Consider the following 22,732-nt stretch of genomic DNA (forward strand, 5'->3'; position numbering starts at 1 on the left):
TCGCGGAGATGGATTTTCCCGGTTGCCGCCGGTTTGTATAGAAGTTGCCAGGAATGCGTATTCCCGTCTGGAGAGGTCAATGAAGGTCGTAATTCTTGCCGGAGGTCTCGGTACCCGAATCGCCGAGGAAACCAGCACCCGTCCGAAGCCGATGGTCGAGATCGGCGGCCGTCCGATCCTCTGGCACATCATGAAGATTTACAGTCATTATGGCTTCAATGACTTCGTGATCTGTCTTGGTTACCGGGGCTACATGATCAAGGAGTACTTCGCGAACTACTTCCTGCACATGTCTGACGTGACCTTTCATATGGCCGAAAACCGGATGGAGGTGCATCGCGAAACCGCCGAGCCTTGGCGGGTTACACTGGTCGACACCGGCGAGGACACCCAGACCGGCGGGCGGCTGAAGCGGGTGCTGCCTTACGTCGCGAACGAGCCCTTCTTTGCGCTGACTTATGGCGACGGCGTCGCCGACATCGACCTCGCCGCCGAGATCGCTTTCCACAAGGCGCATGGACGGCGCGCCACCGTCTCGGTGGTGCGGCCTGCAAAGCGCTTCGGCGCGGTTGCGATCGAGGGGGACCGGGTCGTCAATTTCGAGGAGAAGCCGAACGACGACGGTGGCTGGATCAATGGCGGCTTCTTCCTGCTGTCGCCGTCGGTCGGCGACCTCATCGGCGGCGACAAGACGATCTGGGAGCGCGAGCCGATGGAGCAACTCGTGGGTGGGGACGATCTCCGCGCCTATGTGCATCCCGGCTTCTGGCACCCGATGGATTCGCTGCGCGATCGCAATTTCCTCGAGGCCGAGTGGGCGGGCAACCGCGCCAAATGGAGGGTCTGGTGACGGATCCGGCATTCTGGCGCGGCAAGAAGGTCTTTCTGACCGGGCATACCGGCTTCAAGGGTGCGTGGGCCTCGCTGCTGCTGCGTCGTCTCGGCGCCACTGTCTACGGCTATGCACTGCCGCCAACGCATCAATCCGCGCTGTTCGTGACGGCGCGCATCGCCGACGACATCAAGCACCGCGTGGCCGACATCCGCGATCTCTCAGCCTTGCGCGGCGCAATGGCAGAGGCCGATCCCGACATCGTCATCCACATGGCCGCGCAGGCGCTGGTGCGCCCGTCCTATGAGGAGCCGGTCGAGACGTTTGCGACCAACGTGATGGGCACGGTGCACGTGCTGGAGGCGGCACGGCAGTTGCGCTCGCTTCAGGCGATGCTGATCGTCACCACCGACAAATGCTACGAGAACAACGGCACGGGCGCGGCCTTCCGCGAGAGCGATCGTCTCGGCGGCGACGATCCCTATAGCAACAGCAAGGCCTGCGCCGAGCTCGTGACGCACTCCTATCGCCACAGCTTCTTCAATGCGAAGGACGCGGCGCGTGTCGCGACTGCGCGCGCCGGCAACGTCTTCGGCGGCGGCGACTGGGCGCGCGACCGTCTGGTGCCCGACGCGATGCAGGCCTTCCTCGCGGGCGAGGCGCTGCGCATCCGCAATCCCAATTCGGTGCGGCCGTGGCAGCACGCGCTCGATCCGGTGCTCGGCTACCTCAAGCTGGTCGAGCGGCTGGCGGGCGACGAGCACTTCATCGGCGGCTGGAATTTCGGGCCCGATGCGGCAAGCGAGGTGCCGGTCGGGACCGTGGTCGAACATCTGATCGCGCTGTGGGGCGACGGCGCCCGCTGGACGGCCGATGCCGGCCCGCATCCGCACGAAGCCGCCTATCTCAGGCTCGACTGCGCCAAGGCGCGCGGCGAGCTCGGCTGGACCCCGCGGCTCGACCTGGCCCAGGGCCTGCGCCTCACCGTCGACTGGTACAAGGCGCTGCGCGAGGGCCGGGACCTGCGCAAATTCTCGCTCGACCAGCTCGATCAGGTTGTCGGCGCGTCGTCGAGGACGGTCGCGTGATGTGACGGCTCGCGGCGGCCGGCGCCGAAGAAAGCGGACCGCCGCGTCTCGACCGATCTTGCGGTGGCGCGAATTCGCAGGAGATCCCTGCGGGCAACCAGGCCGACGAGATGCCCGGTCGCGCGCTCGACGATTTGGCACCCGCCCGACGTCGGCCAGAACCATCCGATCGGCAACATGCGACACGGGCTCGTCGGGATAGCCGAGTGTGAGCGAGCGGTCTGAGGCGCAGTCGAACAGGGTGTCGCGGCCGTTGGCGCTTTCCGCGCGCCACCGCAGGACGTCCGAGCGGCCAACGAGACCGGAGACCCGCCCGCCGGCGTAGATCAACGGATAGGACTTGTGACGTCGTTCTCCGCCGGAGAAGAACGATACCGCTTCGCCGACGGTCATCGTTGCGGGCAGAGTATCGACATCCTTCACCATCACGTCGTTGACGCGAAGCAGGTCGAACGGGTCGATGCCGTATTCGCGCACGACGTGCTGGCCGCGCCGCGCGATCTTTTCGGTGAGGATCGAGCGCTTGAGCAGCAACACGGTGAGCGCATAAGCCGCACTCGTGGCAATCAGAAGCGGTCCAAGCATCGCAAAGTCGCCGGTCAGCTCGACGGCGAACAGGATCGCAGTCAGCGGTGAGCGCATGGTGCCGCCGATCATTGCGGCCATGCCGATGAGCGCCCACGTGCCATGCGCGCCCGGCAGCATGTCCTTCGAGCCAGCCGGCGCAGCCGCCGAAAATGAGAAGCGGCGCCAGGACGCCGCCGGAGGTGCCCGATGCCAGGGCAACGATCCAGATCGCCGACTTCACGAGCAGGATCAGGACCGTCGTGGCGTGGTGTTCGCTCCATCAGATGGGCTTTAAACCAAAGCATGAATCACATAGGATGAGAGATGGACAGCAAGGAATGTCGAGGCAAACGCTTTGACCAGATGCAGGCGTTCCCAATGGCCGCAAGCCTGAAGGCAACTAGGCTCATTGCGCCGCCGATTCTGGGCGGTTTGTCCTCTTGCGTGAACTTAACCCAAGTCACCTCGACTTCGAATGTTCGAACCGGTGCTCCCTGCGCTCGAGACCTCAGTGAGCCACTGCCGACCCGAGAGCCGGTGGGTTCGCCCCGCGTCAGCTGATTCCCGAGCTACGAGCGAAAAAGCATCACGGTAGCGCGGAGTTGCCGGGTGCGCACGCATTTTGTCGTCTCGCTTACCTCGGCGATTAGTCGAAGGTCACACGACCATCGCGGCCTTTAGAGTTGCAATTTCTTCTTGATCAAAGCCGAACTCGGCGAGGAGCTTCGTTGGTCCGCTCGCCGACTTGCGGCGGCGGCGCTACGATCTTGCTCGGCGTGCGCGACAGTGTGACGGACTGGCCGACCGGGCGGATGTCACGATTGTCCGTGGTTGGCACGTCCTGCGCGATGCCTGACCTGCGCGTCCTCGAACTTGGTCGTGGATCGGTCCGCAGGGCACGTCGGCCTCGTTGAGCTCCCTGCCAAGTTTCTGGATGTAACGGCGACCGACAAGACAGCGCATCCCATCGCAATCGTCCTAATACACATGAATAGATCGGGTGCGATCTTGTCGTCGAGGTGTGCTTGACCATTGAGGTATCCTCGACCATTCAGCAGGTTTACCGAGATCAAGGTGAGTATCGAACAGATCGCAAGTCACTACAGTGAACTATGCCGAGAGAGTTATGGTTATGCAATAGCCGCGGCGGACCTTGCATTTTCGCGTGGAAACATCCCATTCTGCCTGTACCAGGGCTTTCACCGACGCATTGAACCAGCCGTGATGAGCCCGGACGAGCGCCAATCTGAGCAGATCTTGTTTGATGTACTTCGCTTCAGCGTATACAGACGCCCGTGGCTCAGAGAGGGTGGTTTAGTGCGCCGATTTTCCTTTTCGTTATCGGTATTCTGGTTGCTTTGTGCAGCCATGGTCCTGATTGGGTACGCTCTTCGGGCGGTGGCTCCCCCAGTGAATCCTGATGTCATTGAGTTGTCGCGCTCGTTGTTGTTGCCCAACACGGCAGGTGTGTTTCCGGAGCCTCAGGATCCATTCCTGTTTGTCGGACTAACTTTGACAGCGGTGCTTCTATTGATCGGCGTTGCGACGGCGTCCGCGCGCTGTCATGGATTTGCCGTTGATCCCTCATCAGTGTTTTGGTCGATCCTGATTGTTGCCGGCGTTGTCCTGATTTCGGAGCGTGCATTTGGGGATAGGCAAAAAATCATCGGTACCGTGCTAGCTCTCATTCTTGCCGGAGCGGCTTACGCGCTTAAGATACCACTGCAAGCGCGATGGGCCCGTCTTGCCATGGCCGCATTACTCTTTGTCGCGGCAGCGCTAATCCTGCTTCAGCGGGTGTGGACCGAGGCCAGCCTCCTTTATAGCGGTCCGATCAGTTCGCACTATGAAGCCGTCACTTCGTCCGTCATCAGAATCGCAGGTGGGAGCACCTGTTTGGCCGAAGTGCTCCCTCAATATGGTTGCTACGGTGAGTTCTTGGCTCCGCTGCTCAAGATGTTTGGTAGCACCATCCCGGTGGTGACTGCCGTTTTTGCACTAGTCCTGATAGTGGCCCTGTGGGCGTTATTTCATTTCGTCGCTGATCTCATTCGTAGTCCGCTGATTCTGGTGGGATGTTCGATATGTCTTGTGATGGCGGCAGCGTTCAATCTGCAGTTCGACAATGTGGATCCTGTTCTTCAGTACTTTCCGCTGCGTTTCTTTTTTCCGGCGCTCAGCCTTCTCGTCGCGGCATGGGTTCAAAGAGTATCGTCGCCTGCCTCCGCGTTTGCTGCCGGAGCTTTCGCTGGCGCAGCACTCGCGTGGAATTTGGAAAGCGGCATTGCTGTCGTGTTGTCCCTGGCCGCGTTCGTGACCCTCGATAGATTTACGGCGAGGCGTTGGCGAGAGCGAGCTGAACTGTTGAGCTCGGCAATGAACCTGACGAGCTACATCGCTGGCGGCGTGCTCTTCGTTGTCGTCTTCATCGCCTACCTTCATCTCAAGGCCGGCAGACCGGTCGAACTGAGCAATCTTGTTGTATTTCAGCAAGTGTTCGCGATGACAGGCTTCGGCATGATTCCTATACCGGCTTTTCCTAGTTATTGGACGATTCACGCCGTCACCCTGTTCGGGACATTGTTTCTCGCCGCCGTTGCGGCAGGACGGGGAGAAACCCGCGACCCCGGCCTGGAGCTGGCGGCCTATCTCGCCACTCTCGGAATTTGCTTGGCCGTCTACTTCGTCGGACGCTCGCACATCTTGGTTCTGCGTCTGGTGATGTGGCCGAGCATCATTCTGATCTTCTTTCTCCTGGATCGAACGCTTCTTTCGGCGTACGGGCAGCTGCAACGTCGCGTCGTTGATGGGGTGGCGTTGCTGTCGGTTGCGATGTCCACCGTCTTTTTTGGAGCATCGCTACCCGGAATCGCCGGAAATGTGATGCGGGCGAGGTCTGCTCCATTGCAGGCGAACAAGGATATCCTGGCAGACATTCAATTCGTTCGTTCAAAAAGCTCTCCTGGCGAACATGTTGGGATCGTGGCCGTGGATCAAGGTGTTCTTTACGGGCAAACGGCCACGAGAGCGGCGCTCGAAGGGCCAGGGGTTGCTGAACTCATCCGCCGCGTCGACCTGGAACGGTTGATGGTGTTCCTGGTGACCCGAGGCCCCAAGAAGCTCTTCATCGGGACGACGCTCGGAAACGCAGCGGAGACTGGCCTGCTGGGAACCAATATTGCGATCGACCTGAGTGCTTTGGAGCGCAGCTACGTCGCGGAAGTCGCTCCTGGCGGCCGATTGATTTATTTGCAACGTCGCTGATGCGGGCAAGAGGGCGCCCAGCGCGGTGCCCGCGACTGCGTCGTCTCGCGGCGGTGTCAGCCGCGCCTTGACGACGCGCTGGTTTTACCGGGGCGGCGATGATATCGAATGGTACGTTTGCAATGTCGCGGACTTCACTTATAAGGCGGCATTCTTCCCCCCGATTTGGAACTGCAGATGGATCGTACAATTAGAGGTTGCGAGGTGTGCGGCGGATCTGAACTCAAGGACGTTCTGGATCTTGGACGCCATCCGCTGTGCGACGATCTCGTGCCGGTCGGGAATCCGGCGATTCCTGAAACATATCCGATAGATATCGTATTCTGTCCGACCTGTAAGACGGCTCACCAGGCGTATCAGGTTCCGAAGCGGACGTTGTTTCCGAGTACATACCACTACAGGGCACGGCATACCGCAGATGTGCTGAACGGAATGCGTCAACTGGTGGAGCGATGCGAAAAGCAGGTCGGTTCACTCAAAGATCTGTTGGTGCTCGACGTGGGGTGCAACGACGGCAGCCTGTTGTCGATCTTCAGGGAGCGAGGAGCGAGAACCGTTGGCGTCGAGCCGACCGGCGCCGCCGCCGACGCGAAGCAGGCCGGCCACACAGTCTATCAAGACTACTTCGCGCCTTCGCTGGCTGAAAAGATTGCGGCGAGCGGCGGTCTGCCCGACATCATCACGTTCACCAACGTTTTCGCGCATATCGAGGATCTGCGCAGCGTTCTCTCGGCCGTCGGCGCATTGATGGGGCCGAACACGCTGCTGGTCATCGAGAACCACTATCTCGGCTCCGTGCTCGACCGCTATCAATTCGATACGTTCTATCACGAGCATCCGCGCACCTATAGTTTGACGTCTTTCCGGTACATCGCCAAATCGCTTCAGGCGCGGATCGAGGCGCTGGAGTTCCCGGCACGCTATGGCGGCAACATCCGCGTCATGATGCGGCGAGGTGACGGTGAGGCACAGGCTGCTCCCGAACTCGCCAAGGTGGACGCCGCGGAGGGCGGTTTCGAGCAGCGCCTGCTCGACATGGCAAAGCGGATACCTGCGTGGCAGAAGAGCAAGCGTGCCGAAATCGAAGCGGCAGTTTCTCGCCCTGGTCCACTCGTCGGCAAGGCCTTTCCGGGTCGCGCGGCTATCCTCGTGAAGTTGCTCGATCTCGATCAGTCCATCCTGCAAGGGGTCTACGAGAAGCCGGGCTCGATGAAGATCGGAAACTACATCCCGGGCACCCGCATCCCGATTCTCTCCGACGACGACTTCGACAAGCGCCCGAACCGGGATGTGCCGCTTCTCAATCTGGCCTGGCACATCTCCGGTGAAATTCACGGGTACATGCGCAAGCAGGGATATGACGGCCAGATCATCGACCTATTTTCGCCAGAGGAGTTTGAGCGGGCCTAGTGCTGCGCGCGACGGGAATGGCTTTGATGGCTGAGACGACGTCAGGGGTGAATGCCGAATCCGCGAATGGGGGACCTGACTCCTTGAGCAGGCCCCTCATTTCGATCATCGTTCCCGTGTTCAATGAAGAAGACAACGTCGACCGGACATATTCGGAGTTGAAGCGGGTTACGGCAGAGCTGAAGGACTATCAGTTCGAATTTCTGTTCACCGACAATCACTCCACCGACTCCACCTTCAGGAAGCTCTCCAGCATTGCCGCCAACGATCCGAGCGTGCGGATCGCCCGCTTTTCAAGGAATTTCGGTTTTCAGCAGTCCGTTCTGACCGGCTATCGGCTGGCGCGCGGAGCGGCCGCGATCCAGATCGACGCGGATCTCCAGGACCCGCCGTCGATGTTCGCTCCCTTTCTGCAGAAATGGCGCGAAGGTTTTGACGTCGTGGTCGGCGTGCGCAGGAGCCGGAAAGAGACTTTGCTCCTGCGGCGCGCCAGGCGGGCCTATTACCGCTTCATGCGGCGGATTGGCGGGCCTCATCTCATTCCGGATGGCGGCGATTTTCGCCTGATCGACCGGTCCGTGATCGAGCGACTCCGTCCGATTCACGAGCCGCATATGTATCTGCGCGGACTCATTTCCTCGCTCGCCAGGCGCCAGACCGGCATTCCCTTCGATCGCGCTGCGCGGTTGCACAACGAGAGCAAGTTTCGATTTGGAAGCCTGGTGCGTCTGGCCATGGACGGCATCATCGCGCACTCGAGCCTGCCTCTGCGGGTATCCTTCTATATCGGACTGGTGATCGCGCTGGCTGCTGTCCTGCTCGCGACTTTCTATCTCATCGTCAGGTTGTTCTCTCACCAGATCGTTCCGCCGGGATTCACGACCACGCAGATCCTCATCCTGTTCGGGATAGGGTTGAACAGCCTTTTTCTCGGCGTGCTGGGTATCTATGTCGGGCGAATTTACGATCAGGTCCGGATGCGGCCGCCGACGATCATTTCCGACCTGATCAATTTCAACGAGCAGATCGACAGCGTCGAACGGAATTTGCTCCGATGAACGGCACCGGCACCACGTCCGGCTTATTCGCGTTGATGACGTCATCCTCCATGCGCCTGATCATGCGCTTTGGCGTGTCGGGGGTGACGACGACGCTCGCGTATTTCGTGCTTACGAACGCGTTCGTGCTCTCGCGCATGATGACGCCGGTCCTCTCGTCGGTGTGCGCGTACGTCATATCGGTCGCCATCTCGTACCTGATGCAAAGCCGCTTCACCTTCCGGGTCGATGGCCATTCCTTTGACCAGGTTGCTCGCTTCGTGGTGATGTCCCTGACCGGCCTTGTGGTTTCCTGGTGCGTGATGGCGCTTAGCGTCGACCTACTGCATTGGCCCTACCTGACCGGTGCAATTGGCGTTTGCGTGATCATACCCGTGCTGAATTTCTTCCTGCTACGCGGCTGGGTGTTCGCCGTCCGCGGCAGGCGCGAGCAGACTGTTGCAACGGGAGAGTCGGAATGACCGAACAGAAGACCTCTCAGGTGACGCAGGCACAGGTCGCGACGGATTTTGACAACGTCGCCGGCGGCTACGAGGACAAGATCAATTCGGCGCTTGCCTTTGCCGGGCGTGAGCACTCGTTCTACATCGACATCAAGCGCGAGCATATCTTGCGGCTCGGCAGGGAGCATTTTCCCGATCTGACAGAGCTGGATGTGCTGGACCTCGGCTGCGGGCTCGGCGCATACCATCCCGGTCTAGAAGGCAAATTCCGTGAGCTGCACGGCATCGACGTCTCGGCGCAAAGCGTCGAGCTGGCGGCAGCCCGGCATCCTTTCGTGCGCTATTCGACCTTTGACGGTGTCCGGCTGCCTTATCGCGACGGGCAATTCTCCATCGTGTTCACCGTCTGCGTCATGCATCATGTGCCGCCGCCGCAATGGACCGAGTTCGTCGCCGACATGTTTCGCGTGACGAAGCCTGGCGGGCTGGTGCTCGTGTTCGAGCACAATCCCTATAACCCCGCGACCCAGTACATTGTGAAGAGTTGCGACATCGACAAGGACGCGGTGCTGTTGCGGCCGGGGCAGCTGCGGCGAATGTTTGCGGATGCCGGCTTTGCCAACGTCGAAACGAAGACGATCATTTCTGTGCCGCCCGCCAATCCATTTCTCAGCCGCCTCGACTCGTTTCTGGGGCATCTTCCGTTCGGTGCCCAATATTATCTCAGCGGCGTAAAACCGTCGTCCTGAACCGGGAGGGACGCATCTGACCGCGATCGCTCTGCAACTGGCCGATTTCTGGCGTGCGGCGGCCTTGCCCATTCCGCTTGTGGTCGTTGGCGGCGGTCGCTGGGGCCGGACTTGGCTTTCGGTCGTCGTCGCCGCGCGCGGTTCTGCGGAAGGTGTCGTTCTGGCTGCCCGCAGCCGGCCCGACGAAGTGCGGACATGGGCCGCCGCGCGCTCCGAGCTTGCAGGCCTGACGGTCCTGCCGACCGTTGCCGAGGCCATGCTTGCCGATCGGCAGCTGCAAGCGGCGATCATATCGAGCCGGCCACGCGATCACATACGCGACGGGATGGACGCGCTCGAACATGGTCTGCACGTTCTTGTCGAAAAGCCGGTCGGCGTCGATCCGGAAAGCGGACGGGCGCTGGTGGCAGCAGCTCAGCACAGGAAGCGTATTCTCGCGGTGGGCACGGAATTCGCCTACCTTCCGGCCTTTCATCAATTGTCTGAGGAATTCGCCGGCGCCGACGGCGCAGATATGACGCTGATATGGGAAGACGTCGAAAACGAAGTGCGACATGGCGCGACGAAGGCCCGGCACGAGGAGACGGGGTTGCTGTACGACTTGATGCCTCATGCCCTTTCGATCTTCCGGGTCTTTGTCCCGAAGGCCGATCTTTGGATTGGTGCAGCGCAGGAAAGTCCGGATGGCTGTCGGGGACATATCGAATTCCGCGACGACCAGGGAGGGCGCCACGAATTTCGCTGTGACACCAAAGCGACAGCGCGTCGGCGGGTGCTGAAGATTCGGACCAAATCCGGTCACGCGTCGGTCGACTTTAGCGGCGCCCATGGGCTGATGACGATCAACGGCCAGCCGCACGCGCTTGATCCGCGTATGTCGATGATGACCAGCACCTTGCGACTGGAGCTTGGAGCGTTCCTGTCTCAGGTGACGGGGGCGACGGACGCAGCGTTACCGGGGTGGGACGTCGCGGGCTTGCTTGCGGTGCAGGAGGACCTGAAACGGGCGCTCGCAACGGCCGGCATCTGACCGGTCTACCACGGCTTGCGATTTATTGATGCAAATGTACTAAGTTCGGCGAAAGGGCCTGTGCACGGGCGATCGCTGCAGAAGAGCCGAATTGATCGACAGTCCGCATTCGCCTCCAACGCTCTTGCCTTCAACTGGAAGTCGACGTGACAAAGAACCGTCCATTGCCTTGCGCTTTGTCGCGAGCTGATTTGTTGGCAGCCGGCCTGGTAGCGACGTTCGTCGGACTCCTGGGGCTTTGGCCGCACCTGCAATTCGCCAGCGAGATTGGCGAGTTTCGGTATTTTCACGGTGCCTATGACGAGGACACCTACGTTCTGAGCTGGTTGCTGGGAACGTTGAGGTCGACGCGCGCTCTGTCCGGCTTTGCGCTCAGCGCCATTTATCGCATCTGCGGATCCTCGCTGGACGCGACGCTGGCCGCATCGGATTTTGTATTTCCGTTCCTGGCGAGCTGCGCCGCCTATTTCGCCGTCAGCCAGGTCGTGTCGAGCCGCCCCGCGAGGGTGCTGGCGGCACTGCTGCTCGTTTTTGCGAATGACCTGTTTTCGCTGGGCAATCTGGTTCTCTGGACGTCGGGCCAGTTCAATGTCTCGCGGTTTTCCCAGGTCGTGGGGTTGGTGCATCCCACGCTTGTCCCGTCCTATGAGACGAGCTTTCTCGCAATCCTCAGGACGCCGGAGCCGCAGGTCAGCTTTGTGCTCATGTTCCTGAGCCTTGGGCTTCTCGCGCGTTTCGCCGTCGTCACTGGACTCCGAGAACGGGCAGCTCTTGTGGCCGCGGTCATGACGTTGTCGCTGCTTCCGATCGGGTACACGTTCGTGACCCTGCCGGTGGCGGCGATCGCCGGCGGATTCCTGCTGGTGCAGGGATATTTCAGGCAGATCTCGGCCATCCCGATTGCAGCCGGTTTGCTCGGAGCGGCACTGGTGTCGCTCAGCGCAGTCTATTGGGATCACAATGGCGGTCAGACAACGACGGGCATGCTCACCGGCCTTACTTACTCGACGCGTCTGCCGATCATAACGCCTGCGGTTATGGGCAGCCTCGTCTTCAGCGCCGCCTTCGGCTTCTGGATGATCTTGCGAGGATGCAGGGAGCCACTGGCTTTTCTGACCTTGGGTTGTCTGGCCATCCCCCTGGTGTTGAGCAATCAGCAGATCGTGACCGGGGTGATGTTCAGCGCTCGGGATTGGGAGCGCACGGTCAGCTATCCGGTACTGCTGTTCGGCGTTGTCGCGGCCCTTTCCGTCATCGCGCCGTCTTACGCCAAGCGGCTGTCACTTCCTGCACCGGCGCTGTGGATAGGCTCGGCTCTCATTGTTCTCGTCGTCGTGCGAGCGGAGCGGACCGCGTTCTCTACCTGGCGGGCCTACAACATGGAGTCCATCGCCATTGTCCGGGCGTTGCAGGCTGTCGACGCCGATACGGCGAGCCGCGCGAGCCTGGTATTGGATGACGCGGGCATTGCGCCGATGCTGCAGGTCAGAACGAACAACCGCTACGATGTCGTTCTGACTTTCTACCGGGTTGCCATGAGCTTCATTCCGAACATGGCGCCGGAGGCCAGGAGCGCCGATCCCAGCCGGTACGAGAATGAGCTGTTCGAGCACTGGTTCCGGACGGACGTGAATCCCGAGATGGCAGAGCAGTTGCTGAGCGCAGAAATCCAGCAGCGGGCCGGACCAAATCTCAGCTACCTGTTCAGCTTTCGCGATGCATGGTATCCGGCAAGCGACAATCGCAGGGTGCGTCAGGCAGAGCTCGCGCAAAGTGTCGGTCCGATCATCGAACGCTATCGGGCGTATCTCGCGTCACCTGCACGATGCAAGGTCTTCGAACGTCCTGCATTGCGGGTACGAACGCGACCACCGCGCGAGATCGTGTCCGGGCCGAGAATCGACAATCAGTATGTTGCGGACGGCAGCGCGGGAGGCGTTATCGCCTACGTCTATCGTCAAAGCAGCCGCGAGCTGCAGTGCGGCGCCAGTCATCAATAGTGTATTTTGAACGGAGAGGGGCTGAACCGTTGCGCGAGGTCATTGCACGACTGGACCGCAGGCCGATCCAGGTCAGGCTGCTCCTGGCGGCTCTGGTGCTGTTTTCCTTTCCGGCCTTCTTTCTTTCCTTGAACAAGGCCGGCAAGCTCGATCATTCCTGGTCCTCTGCCACCATATGGGTGAAAAGCGCCGATTGCGCGCGAACAACGAAGGCGATCCTGGCGATTTGTCAGGGGGACCGTCTCCTGCCTATCGCGGAACTCTCGGCGGGGGATGATCCGGGACCGCCTCTGGTTCTGGATCTCTATGCTGCCCTCAGCGGTGCGGTCGTAACCGAAAACGACGTCTCGAGAGTGAATACGATCCTGAACTATGTCGGACTTGTAGGTCTGGCGGGTCTGCTTTTTCGTCTGCGGTTGCCGTTTCTCTCGTTTCTCGTCCTGACCGTCGGGGCCGTGATCGCCAACAAGCATCATTCGCTTGGGCCACATCCAGGCCACCTGGGTGTCGCCTGTCTGGTGGCATTGCTGCCGTTGGCGATTCTCGGAATTTCATCCACCGGCCCATCGCGCACCAGCTGGTGGCTATGGATGATCGCCGGTCTGCTTGGTCTGGCTGTCGGAATGGTTTTCCGCGAGGCGATCGGGCTTATGGGGGGTGTGGCCGCTCTTCTCGCCCTTGGCGTCAGCTATTTTTGTTCGCTCGTGAAGATGCGGCATGCGGGGCTGGCCCATCTCGTCGTTCTCGTCGCAACCGTTCTGACGATCTCGACCCCATACTCCATCCTTCGCGCTCGCGATGCGGCCTTCGATATCGCGCCGTCCACCCGGATGGAGCAGCACGGTGCGTGGCACAATCTGTATATCGGTCTAGGTGTCGTCGAGAACCCATTCGGAATCGTGTGGAACGATGACGACGGTGTCCGGGCCGTCAAGGAGGTCAGCCCCGGCACGCTGTATCTGTCGGCTGAATATTATTCGATACTGAAGCGGAAGTATTTCGAGATTGTCCTTCACCATCCGATCGAAGTGATCACGATCTATCTGAAGAAGGTGATGAAGGCGCTCACCACCTACAATATGATCTACCTTCTTATAATCGTCTCTGGCGTTTTCGCCTGGGCGCGGCTTTCACTTGCGCGCTACTCTACAGGCTGGTCTTCCTACGATGCGGTATTCAGCGTGAGTGCCGTGTTTGTTGCCACTTTTCTCGGGCAGGCGGCTCTCTTTCACTACACGGAGCTCTATCTTTTTCCGGTGAAGATTTTTCTTGTCTTGCTGTTTGGCGTCATGGTCGAGATTCTTCTCGCCCTGGCAAGAGCCGGCAGGTTCGAGCCGGCCAGCCGACAAGCCTAGATTGCTACGAAGGTTTTTCCCGCTTCAGCGATTTCGCCATGGCGAATCGAGCTTGGGCGCGACCGGGCGTCAATGTTCGGCAGAACCGCCGAACAGCGTTCGCGGGGTCAAGTACCAGAGCAGGAACAGAAGCCAGAGGCCGTGGGTCAGCATCAGCGTCGAGAACGGGACGTTTGTGATGACCTGGGGCACGATGGCCGCGGATATGAGGATGAAACGCTCCGACAGGCCTGCAGATAGCCGGTTGCCGAAACCAATGACCAGCCCGCAGGCGAATGTCACCAGGGGAGCTGCCCAAAGGCCGACGGATGCGATGCCCTCCGTGGCGAACAAGGAAGCATTGAGGAAACCCAGCGGGTAGGTGCTGTTCATCTCGACGGAGATCTGCTGTTTCAGTGCGCAGCTAACGAAGGGCTTCAGGAGCCAGATCTGACAAAAATGGGTCAGCTCGTGCTGGGCGAAGTATTCGTTGTAGACATCCATTGCTACCGACGGAACGCTCAGCATTCTGGCATTGACGATGCCGAAATAGCGCCTCATCGGCTCGCCGATTGTGATGATGAGAAGCACGCCGGCGAGAACCGGCAGAAACAGGGACAGGATCGTTGCGATCCGTCCGAGGAGTATCGAAAGCAGCGTCATGCAAAGCAGCCATGCCGGCGTGAACAGCGCGATCTTGGTGAACGTGCTCGGATAAAATGAGATCGCGATAGCGAGCATCGCCGCTGCCATCCAGTATCGACGCCGCAGGGCGAAGCACGCATAGGCGAACGGGATCAGTACGGTCATGGTCGATGCGATGGCGTAGTTCAGCGCAGTCGGAAACTGCAGCTCGGCGCGATATTGGTAGATGTCGTTGATCGCGACGACGCGGAAGCCGTATGTGGCCGCTGCTATCGACGTTGCGAGACAGAACGCGACGATGACGTAGAGGATGCGCTCGAAGCTTCGCTCCGAGATCTCGATAGGGTGGCCGATCCGGGAGGTGATGAGAAGGGCAGGCAGCAGGAAGGTCAGGCAAGACAAGCCCGCGGAGATACCTGCAGCGACATGGTCGTACTGAAGCTTCGAGAACGAGTTCAGCCAGAGAAAGCCCGCCACCATGGTGAACAGGTAGAATCCGCAGAGATAACCGAAGCTGAAGCGGGTAAAGACGAAGAGCGGAGCAATGAGGCAGAAGATCGCGGTCGCCGCTATCGCGTTTGCGAGCCCCGCCGGGTCGTACATCACATATTCCGATCGATAGAACGGAAATGATATGCGAAGTGAGGCGGCGCAGATGACGATATGAAGACAGATCAGAAGCCCGAGCAGTAGCGGACGCTTTTGCTCTCGATCGAACAGGCCGGCAAGCCCGCGATGCACTGAATTGACGGACTCGGCCATTACTCCCGATCTCACTTCTTCAACAACCCCAAAGCAACGTATCCTGAGAGCTAGGGAAGTTCAACGCGTGCGGCTGTTGAGGTGGTTTGCTGAAGACCTCGTCAACAGCCGCGCAAAGTTGCCGGTCATTTGTCGCGATCGCGGTCAGGATCTGCGGAACAGCACGGCCTGGTGCACTGGCGTCGACGTGCGTCACGATATCCAGGCAATGGCGGGGCAACTCAATTGCCTGGCGTCCGGCTGTTCGCACGATGGCTTGATGTCGTTTCGCCAATACCAGCGATGGCGCGAGACAGTGCGTCTCGGCGACCAAGGGGGACGGCAAGCACGTGGACCGTATTGGCTGCGCTTTAGCGGGGGCGGGCGGGCCTTCGGAGTCCCGGTAGAGTGACGGGAACTGAATGGCTTGGGCCTGCGGTGCGCGAACCTCGCGGGAGGCTCCTGGGCGCTGGTCTTGACGCTCTATTGCTAGTATAGCCTGACTCAGATGTCCAACCCGTCCGCGAAACTAATGCGTCCTGACCTTTCCACAAGACCCAAGCTGATCGTCATGAGCTTCCATCCCGTGACGAGATCGTTTGCCGATCGAATCACGGAGGTCTGCGGACCGGTGGACAGCTACTATGACGCGGCGAACCTGCGCAAATTGTCGCCCGTCGCGGCGATTCGGCAGTTGCGCAGTCTCCGTGCCGATAAGCTGGTCATCGCGCTGGAAAGCGAGGTTTCCACGGCACTGATTGCACCGCTCTCGATCGCGGCTGCATTGACCCGGGTAGGCTCACTTGCGGTTGTCTGGCCCGATTTGCGGGTCGAGGCTCTCGGGCGGCTTGGCGGGCTGCAGAACCTGCTGCAGCTCGGCGTCGATACCCTGTCGTCCCGCCGTGCTCTTGTCCGCCGTTTGCGCAAGGGAGAGGCGATGAGACGGTTGCCGATGCCCCGCCGGGTCCCACCCAGCCGCGGCGCGCGCATTCTCTATCTCGATGCCAACATCTCGCTGGGCGCGGCCGTCGGCGGCTCGGTCGGTCACACGGCTGGCGTCATCGGAGGGTTTCTCGACAACGCCTTCGAGGTGGACTACGCAAGTCTCAAGTCGCTGCCCACGGATCGCGCGGGCGCTCGCTGGCTGAAGTTGCAGCCCGATGGGCTGCTTGCGATGCCGGCAGAGCTGAATTTCTATCCGTATGCGGAGGCGATCGAGAAAAGAATCGTTCCGCTGCACAGCTCCGATCCATGGTCGTTCATCTATCAACGGTTTTCTCTGCACGATTTCACCGGGCCTCACCTGGGGCGCCGCTTGAATGTGCCGGTCGTCGTCGAATTCAACGGATCCGAGGCCTGGGCGTCCGCAAATTGGGGAACGCGGCTCCGCCTGCACGGGGCCGCAGAGAAGGCAGAAGCGGTCGCGCTGGACGCTGCGGATTTGATCGTCACCGTTTCGGACGAGTTGGGGGATGAGCTGAAGCGGCGAGGAATTCCCGATAGCCGGATTCTCGTCTACCCCAACTGTGTCGATCCGGCCGCTTTTGATTCCACGAAATTCTCGACGGGCGATCTCGCCGACCTGAAGCGGCAGTATGGCATCCCGAAAGAAGCGCTGGTCGCTGGGTTCATCGGAACGTTTGGGCAGTGGCATGGCATCGAGTTTCTCGCCGAATGCATCAGTGACCTCGCGCGCAACGACGCCGCCTGGCTCGAGCGGAGCAAGGTGCATTTCATGCTGGTGGGCGACGGTCTGAAGATGCCCGAGGTGCGTCGGCTGGTCGGACCGCCCGAGGTCGCGCGCTTTGTCACACTGACGGGTCTGGTGGCGCAATCGGAGGCCCCCAGATTTCTCGCCTGCGCGGACCTGCTGCTCTCGCCTCACGTGCCGAACGCGGACGGCTCCGGATTTTTTGGATCGCCGACCAAATTGTTCGAGTATATGGCGATGGAGAAGCCGATCGTCGCATCGGCGCTCGGCCAGATCGAGGATGTCATCGCCGGACGCGGTGCCACGCGGCTGGGGGCGTTGCCGCCAGGGGCGGGAGCACCTTGCGGATTCCTTTACGAGCCGGGCAATGCGCAGGCCTTCAAGGACACGTTTCGGCGGGTCGTGGACGACATGCCGGCGGCCGCCGGGGTGGCGAAGGCGGCCCGCGCCGAGGTCCTGAATCGCTATACCTGGAAGCGGCATGTGGATGCTATTCTCGCCGCGATGGCCCGTAACGGGTTGCTCGTGCGCCGGCCGGATCGCGACGCGGCATGATCTCGTCTCCGAACCAAGGGGATTGTTCTGAATGTGCGGAATAGTGGGTTTGCTGTCTTACGGCGACGCCGGCAGGGTCGATCGCACCGTCCTGGATCGCATGCGCGACGCCATGGCGCATCGCGGGCCGGACGGCGGAGACGGCTGGGTTTCGGACGACCGCAGAATTGGGCTCGGTCACCGCCGCCTCTCGATCGTCGACCTCAACGTCGCTGCGACGCAGCCGATGCGCAACGAGGACGGCGCGGTCATCATCACCTTCAACGGTGAAATCTACAATCACGCCAAGTTCAGGCGCGAACTCGTCGCCCGCGGGCACAAGTTCCGTACCGATCACAGTGACACCGAGGTGCTGGTCCACGGCTACGAGGAGTGGGGCCTCGACGGCCTGCTCGAGCGGATCGAAGGCGATTACGCCTTCGGGATCTGGGACGAGCGCAAGGGGCTGCTGTCGCTGGCGCGAGACCGCATCGGCGTCAAACCGCTCTATTTCGCCCGGATTAAGGGATGCTTCGCCTTCGCATCGGAGATGAAGGCGCTGGTGGAGCATCCCGACTTCGTGCGCGAGATCGACCCCTACGCGATGTACCACTACCTTTCGTTCCTGACGACACCGGCGCCGCTGACGATGATGCGCGGCATCTACAAGCTGCCGGCCGGATGCAGCATGACGATCGATCGTTCCGGCAAGGCGACGATCTCGCGATACTGGGACGCGGTGCCCGGACGCGGCATCGACCCGGGCGAGACCGCCAATCTTTCGGAGGCGGCGCTCGAGGAGTTCTACGTCAGCGGCATTCGCGACCGGCTCCGCGCCAGCGTGGAGAAGCGGATGATGTCGGACGTGCCGATGGGCGTGTTCCTGTCGGGCGGCGTCGATTCATCGACCAACGTGGCGTTGATGAGCGAATTCTCCAGCCGCCCCGTTGAGACCTTCACGATCGGATTCAGCGACTACAAGCATCTGAACGAATACGAGCAGGCCAATCAGATCGCACGTCAGTTCGGCACCAATCATCATGAGATTGGGATCAGCAAGAAGGACATGATCAACTACCTGCCGCAGATGCTGCACTCGCAGGACGAGCCGATCGCCGACTGGGTGTGCATCCCGCTCTATTTCGTCTCCAAGCTCGCGCACGACAACGGCATGAAGGTGGTCCAGGTCGGCGAAGGCTCGGACGAGCAGTTCTGCGGCTATTCGGGCTACATGACGTACCTGAAGATGTATCACAAATACTGGGCGCCGTTCCGCAAGTATCTGCCGCGGCCGGCACAGCGCCTTGCGGCGGGCACTGCCAATCTGCTTTCGGGGATTCATCCGAAGCTACCGGTCTATGCTGACGTCATCGATCGCGCGGCCCGAAGCCGCGAGCATTTCTGGTCCGGCGCGATGGTGTTCCCCGATCTGATGAAGAGCCAGCTCGTTGACTCCGCCGCCATCGCGGCCGCCAACGACGATCACGCGGACGCGGCGGGGTTGCTCGATCCCGAATATCTGAAGCTCGACAGCTTCAATATCGTCCGCAGCTTCATGGATCCCCTGGATGCCAAGCTCCCCAACCTTGATCCGCTGACGCGCATGATCCACAGCGAGTTCAGGCTGCGCTTGCCCGAGCTACTGCTGATGCGGGTCGACAAGATCGGTATGTCGGAGTCGCTGGAAGCTCGCGTCCCCTTCCTCGACCACAAGCTCGTCGAGTTCTCGATGGACATTCCCGAGGAATGGAAGACCAAGGGCGGCGAGCCGAAATATCTTCTGAAGAAGGCCGTCGAGGGCCTGATTCCCGACAACATCATCTATCGCAAGAAGATGGGCTTCGGCGCGCCGATGAGTGACTGGATGCGAAGCGATTTCGGCCGCGCGGTCCGTGCGTCGGTGTTCTCGTCAGGGTTGATGCGGCGCGGCTTCCTGAATGCCTCCTATATCGAGAAGCTGTTCGACTGGCACTTCACCGGGCGGACCGATACCAGCCTGTATCTCTGGGCGATCTACAATCTGACCGCCTGGTATGATTTGTGGATCGATCGCAAGGCGGTCGATACGTCGCAGTTGTCCGATGCGGTTGCTTGACGCGGCGCGCCGCGCCAGGAGGATTCTCGGCAAATCTCCGGCCTACGTTGCCAGCCGCGCCTTGCAGGAGGGGGAGCGCGAGCTCGACCGCTGGCTCGCGCCGATGCGGGAGCGAAGCCTCTCGCGCGGGCGGCTGCTTGCGATGGCGCGGGCCTCCTCCATCGATGAATTGTGGACACGGCTGCGCCAGCGCCCCTATCCGGCCTGGACATCGGCGATGGATCCCGCGGCGCTCGACCGCGTCGAGCCGGGCGAGAGCGCGCGGATTCGCGACGCCGCACGCCTTGCTTGCGCACGAACAGTCGACCTGCTCGGGACCGGGCCGGTCGCGCTCGGCAGGCCGATCGACTGGGCCCGCGATTACCGGGTGGGGATGGGGTGGCCGGGAGGCTTCGCGCGATCGATCGACTACGTGAACCGCGATCGTCCCAGCGACGTCAAGGTGCCCTGGGAGATTTCGCGACTGCAATGGCTGATTCCGGCGGGACAGGCCTACCTGCTGGATGCCGACGAGCAATATGCGGTCGCCGCACGCGATATCCTGCAGGAGTGGATTGGCGGCAATCCGCTCGGCTACACCGTGAACTGGTCCTGCACGATGGAAGCCGCGATGCGCCTCTTCACCTGGACCTGGCTGTTTCATGTGTTCGCGAACAGCCCCTCATGGCGTGACGAGGACTTTCGCGCGAAGTTTCTCGCCTGCCTTTACCTCCACGGCGACTTCACGCTCAGGCACATCGAGAACGCCGACGTTAACGGCAACCACTACACCGCGGATCTTGCAGGCTTGGTGATGGCCGGCCACTTTTTCGGCGACGTGGGGAATGCCGGTCGTTGGCAAGATGCCGGCTGGAGCGGGCTACAAGAGGAAATCGAAAAACAGGTCTTCGCCGACGGGGTCGATTTCGAAGCGTCGGTGCCCTATCACCGGTTGGTCTGCGAACTCTTCGTGTGGCCGGCACTGTTCCGCAAGGCCTGCGGCGCCAGCCTGTCGGACAGTTACGTCCAGCGGTTGCGCGCGATGGCGCGATTTGCCGCGGCCTATTCGCGCCCCGACGGCACCAGCCCGCTGTGGGGTGATGCCGACGACGCAAGAGCGTTGCCATTCGGTGGACAGAAACTCGGCGACCATCGCTATCTGGTCAGCCTGATTGCACTCGCATTCGGCGATAGCGATCTGGCGGCGCAAGCGGAGGGGCCTCGCTCCGAACTCGTCTGGGTGGTCGGGCCCGAGTTGGCCGCATCATTCGCGCCAGCCGTTCGCTCGCCGGCGTCGTCCATGGCATTCCCGCACGGCGGTGCGTATGTCCTGCGCGCCGGGGATCATCACGTATTCGTCGATTGCGGCCCGGTCGGCCTCGCCGGCCGCGGCGGCCACGGACACAACGACGCGCTGTCGTTCGAAGCCTGGCTCGCCGGCGCGCCGGTCGTCGTCGACCGCGGCTCGTTCGTCTATACGGCCTCGTTCGAGAAGCGGAACGAGTTTCGTTCGACCTCGTCCCACAACACGCCCGGGATCGATGGCGCGGAGATGAACCGCTTCGACCCCGGCAATCTCTGGAATCTCCAGGACGATGCGCAGGCCGAATGCACGACCTGGCGGACCGGCGACGAGCAGGACCTGTTTGCCGGCAGGCACAAGGGCTACCGGCGCCTCGGCGTCGACGTTGCGCGGGAAATCAGCCTGGACAGGCGATCGGGCCGTGTCGAGATCGTCGATACCATCGACGGCGAAGGCGAACACGAGATCGTCGTACCTTTGCATCTGGCGCCTTCCGTCCGCGTCGACCGCAGCGGAGCCGCGGTCCGCCTTGCTTCAGCGGGACGCCTGTTCTCCCTTTCGGCATACGGTGACGGTTGGGAGCTGACCATCGAGCCCACGTCGATCTCGCCGAGCTACGGCGTTGTCGAGCCATCGCATCGGCTGGTGTGGCGCAGGCAGGGAGCCTTGCCGGCGAGGCTGGCGGTAACGATCATGCCGGAGGGGAACGATATCTCGTGCCCTCCCTGATCCATACCTACGCCGAGATGCTGCTGGCGCGGGGCCTCGCTATCCTCGGCTCGTTCGGCGTGGCGATCCTGACGGCGCGCATGCTCGGTCCCGCCGAGCGCGGGCACTATTACTACATCGTGACGCTCGCTGCGATTGCCCTGCAGATCGCCTCCCTCGGCATTCAGTCGAGCAACACGTACTTGATTGCGCGGACGCCGGCGCTGCTCGCTCAGATCATGGCCAACTCGTTGTGGCTTGCGATCCTGGCCGGGGTTGCGGCGGCGGCGGGCGTCCTTGCAGTCGATCTGGCGATCGGCGGTCCCGAACAAAACGTCATGTTCGTCGCCATCGTGACGGCGCTGACACCGTCGCTGCTCCTGTTCCTTTACCTGTCCAACATCGCGGTCGCTCTTAATCGCCCCAGGACCTTCAACGGTCTGATCATCCTCAACGGCGTCGTTGCCATCGGTGCGGCGCTGCTCGCATGCTGGCTTGCTCCACGGCTTGGGGGCTTCCTGGTTGCTGCGGTCATCGCCTCGCTCGTCGCCTGCGTCGCCGCCTGGGCCGTCCTGGCGAAGGGCGTCGACATTCCGCGGCGCTTCGACTTCGGCCTGTTCCGGGACGGTATCGCATTTGCGCTGCGGGCTCATATCGCGACTCTGCTGGGCTTCGTCATGGGCCGCATGAGCGTCCTGGTGCTCAGGCAATTCGGCGAGTTTGCGGATATTGGTTACTGGTCGATTGCGGCGCAGATCGCCGACGCGTTGCTGATCCTGCCCTCGACGATCGGCCTTCTGCTGTTTCCCGCGCTCGTACGTGCGAAAGGTGCGGCGCGCATGCAGCAGTACAAGGTCGCGTTGCTACAGATCACCTTGCTGATGGCGCTGGTCTGCACAGCCAGCGCCGTGCTGGCGAGCCCGATCGTCACAATCATATTCGGGAAAGCGTACGAGCCGGCCGTGGCCATCATCCTCGCGCTGCTTCCCGGTGTATTCTTCATCGGCGTCGCCTCCGCAGCCTCCCAGTTCCTGTCGGCGAGCGGATTTCCCTGGTCGCAGGTCATGGCCTGGCTCTGCGGGGCGACCCTGCAGGCCGCGCTCTCGGTTGCGCTGTTCGGACAGTTCGGTGCCGTTGGTCTGGCGTGGATTCAGAGTGCGAGTGCCGGATTTGTCTGTGTCTGGCTGCTTCTCAACAGCCTCAGGTCCGGCCTTTCCGCCGATCTCTGACGCAACGAACCG

General features: G+C 61.4%; 15 protein-coding genes and 1 pseudogene. 14 read left to right on the forward strand and 2 right to left on the reverse strand.

Annotation, left to right across the window (positions count from 1 at the left end; translation table 11 throughout):
- The first annotated feature begins 79 nt into the window (after positions 1-79).
- On the forward strand, positions 80-850 hold the full coding sequence (gene rfbF / locus ABIA90_RS26795) for a glucose-1-phosphate cytidylyltransferase (RefSeq protein ID WP_354121806.1): 771 nt from the start codon (positions 80-82) through the stop codon (positions 848-850).
- Positions 847-1,920 (forward strand): CDP-glucose 4,6-dehydratase, encoded by a 1,074-nt coding sequence (gene rfbG, locus ABIA90_RS26800; protein WP_354121805.1) that lies wholly within the window; start codon positions 847-849, stop codon positions 1,918-1,920. The genes rfbF and rfbG overlap by 4 nt, the downstream gene beginning before the upstream one ends.
- A gap of 324 nt (positions 1,921-2,244) precedes the next feature.
- Here rfbG and ABIA90_RS45630 read toward each other — a convergent pair.
- Positions 2,245-2,728 (reverse strand): annotated as a pseudogene (locus ABIA90_RS45630) (chloride channel protein); the annotation flags it as partial.
- Between the two features lie 833 nt (positions 2,729-3,561).
- On the opposite strand from ABIA90_RS45630, the gene ABIA90_RS26810 reads away from it, so the two are divergent.
- The 8 genes from ABIA90_RS26810 to ABIA90_RS26845 all read left to right on the forward strand — a co-directional run bounded on the left by ABIA90_RS26810 (position 3,562) and on the right by ABIA90_RS26845 (position 13,796).
- Positions 3,562-5,751, forward strand: coding sequence for a hypothetical protein (locus ABIA90_RS26810; protein WP_354121804.1), 2,190 nt, complete (start codon positions 3,562-3,564; stop codon positions 5,749-5,751).
- 177 nt (positions 5,752-5,928) lie between these two features.
- Positions 5,929-7,161 (forward strand): class I SAM-dependent methyltransferase, encoded by a 1,233-nt coding sequence (locus tag ABIA90_RS26815; protein WP_354121803.1) that lies wholly within the window; start codon positions 5,929-5,931, stop codon positions 7,159-7,161.
- Positions 7,162-7,244: 83 nt separating this feature from the next.
- Positions 7,245-8,219, forward strand: a complete 975-nt coding sequence (locus ABIA90_RS26820) for a glycosyltransferase family 2 protein (RefSeq protein WP_354121802.1) — start codon at positions 7,245-7,247, stop codon at positions 8,217-8,219.
- The gene (locus ABIA90_RS26825) at positions 8,216-8,680 is read left to right on the forward strand and encodes a GtrA family protein (RefSeq protein WP_354121801.1); all 465 of its coding nucleotides are present in this window, start codon (positions 8,216-8,218) and stop codon (positions 8,678-8,680) included. The genes ABIA90_RS26820 and ABIA90_RS26825 overlap by 4 nt, the downstream gene beginning before the upstream one ends.
- A complete protein-coding gene (locus ABIA90_RS26830) occupies positions 8,677-9,411 on the forward strand; it encodes a class I SAM-dependent methyltransferase (protein ID WP_354121800.1) in 735 nt (244 codons plus the stop codon). Before ABIA90_RS26825 ends, ABIA90_RS26830 begins: the two co-directional genes overlap by 4 nt.
- Positions 9,412-9,475: 64 nt before the next feature.
- Positions 9,476-10,441, forward strand: coding sequence for a Gfo/Idh/MocA family protein (locus ABIA90_RS26835; RefSeq protein WP_354121799.1), 966 nt, complete (start codon positions 9,476-9,478; stop codon positions 10,439-10,441).
- Between the two features lie 146 nt (positions 10,442-10,587).
- Positions 10,588-12,441 carry a hypothetical protein gene (locus tag ABIA90_RS26840; RefSeq protein ID WP_354121798.1) on the forward strand — a complete coding sequence of 618 codons (1,854 nt, stop codon included), beginning with the start codon at positions 10,588-10,590 and terminating at the stop codon, positions 12,439-12,441.
- Between the two features lie 29 nt (positions 12,442-12,470).
- A complete protein-coding gene (locus ABIA90_RS26845; RefSeq protein WP_354121797.1) occupies positions 12,471-13,796 on the forward strand; it encodes a hypothetical protein in 1,326 nt (441 codons plus the stop codon).
- Positions 13,797-13,865: 69 nt separating this feature from the next.
- Here ABIA90_RS26845 and ABIA90_RS26850 read toward each other — a convergent pair whose 3' ends face one another.
- On the reverse strand, positions 13,866-15,182 hold the full coding sequence (locus tag ABIA90_RS26850) for a hypothetical protein (RefSeq protein ID WP_354121796.1): 1,317 nt from the start codon (positions 15,180-15,182) through the stop codon (positions 13,866-13,868).
- A 550-nt stretch (positions 15,183-15,732) separates the two neighbouring features.
- On the opposite strand from ABIA90_RS26850, the gene ABIA90_RS26855 reads away from it, so the two are divergent.
- The 4 genes from ABIA90_RS26855 to ABIA90_RS26870 are packed head-to-tail and all read left to right on the forward strand — an operon-like array spanning position 15,733 to position 22,720.
- Positions 15,733-17,427 carry a glycosyltransferase gene (locus ABIA90_RS26855; protein ID WP_354121795.1) on the forward strand — a complete coding sequence of 565 codons (1,695 nt, stop codon included), beginning with the start codon at positions 15,733-15,735 and terminating at the stop codon, positions 17,425-17,427.
- 31 nt (positions 17,428-17,458) lie between these two features.
- On the forward strand, positions 17,459-19,501 hold the full coding sequence (gene asnB / locus ABIA90_RS26860; RefSeq protein WP_354121794.1) for an asparagine synthase (glutamine-hydrolyzing): 2,043 nt from the start codon (positions 17,459-17,461) through the stop codon (positions 19,499-19,501).
- Positions 19,488-21,512 carry a heparinase II/III domain-containing protein gene (locus tag ABIA90_RS26865; protein WP_354121793.1) on the forward strand — a complete coding sequence of 675 codons (2,025 nt, stop codon included), beginning with the start codon at positions 19,488-19,490 and terminating at the stop codon, positions 21,510-21,512. The genes asnB and ABIA90_RS26865 overlap by 14 nt, the downstream gene beginning before the upstream one ends.
- Positions 21,500-22,720, forward strand: a complete 1,221-nt coding sequence (locus ABIA90_RS26870) for an oligosaccharide flippase family protein (protein WP_354121792.1) — start codon at positions 21,500-21,502, stop codon at positions 22,718-22,720. Before ABIA90_RS26865 ends, ABIA90_RS26870 begins: the two co-directional genes overlap by 13 nt.
- The last annotated feature ends 12 nt before the right edge of the window (positions 22,721-22,732 follow it).

The organism is Bradyrhizobium sp. LA6.8 (genome assembly GCF_040547935.1).
GTDB classification, from domain to species: domain Bacteria; phylum Pseudomonadota; class Alphaproteobacteria; order Rhizobiales; family Xanthobacteraceae; genus Bradyrhizobium; species Bradyrhizobium barranii.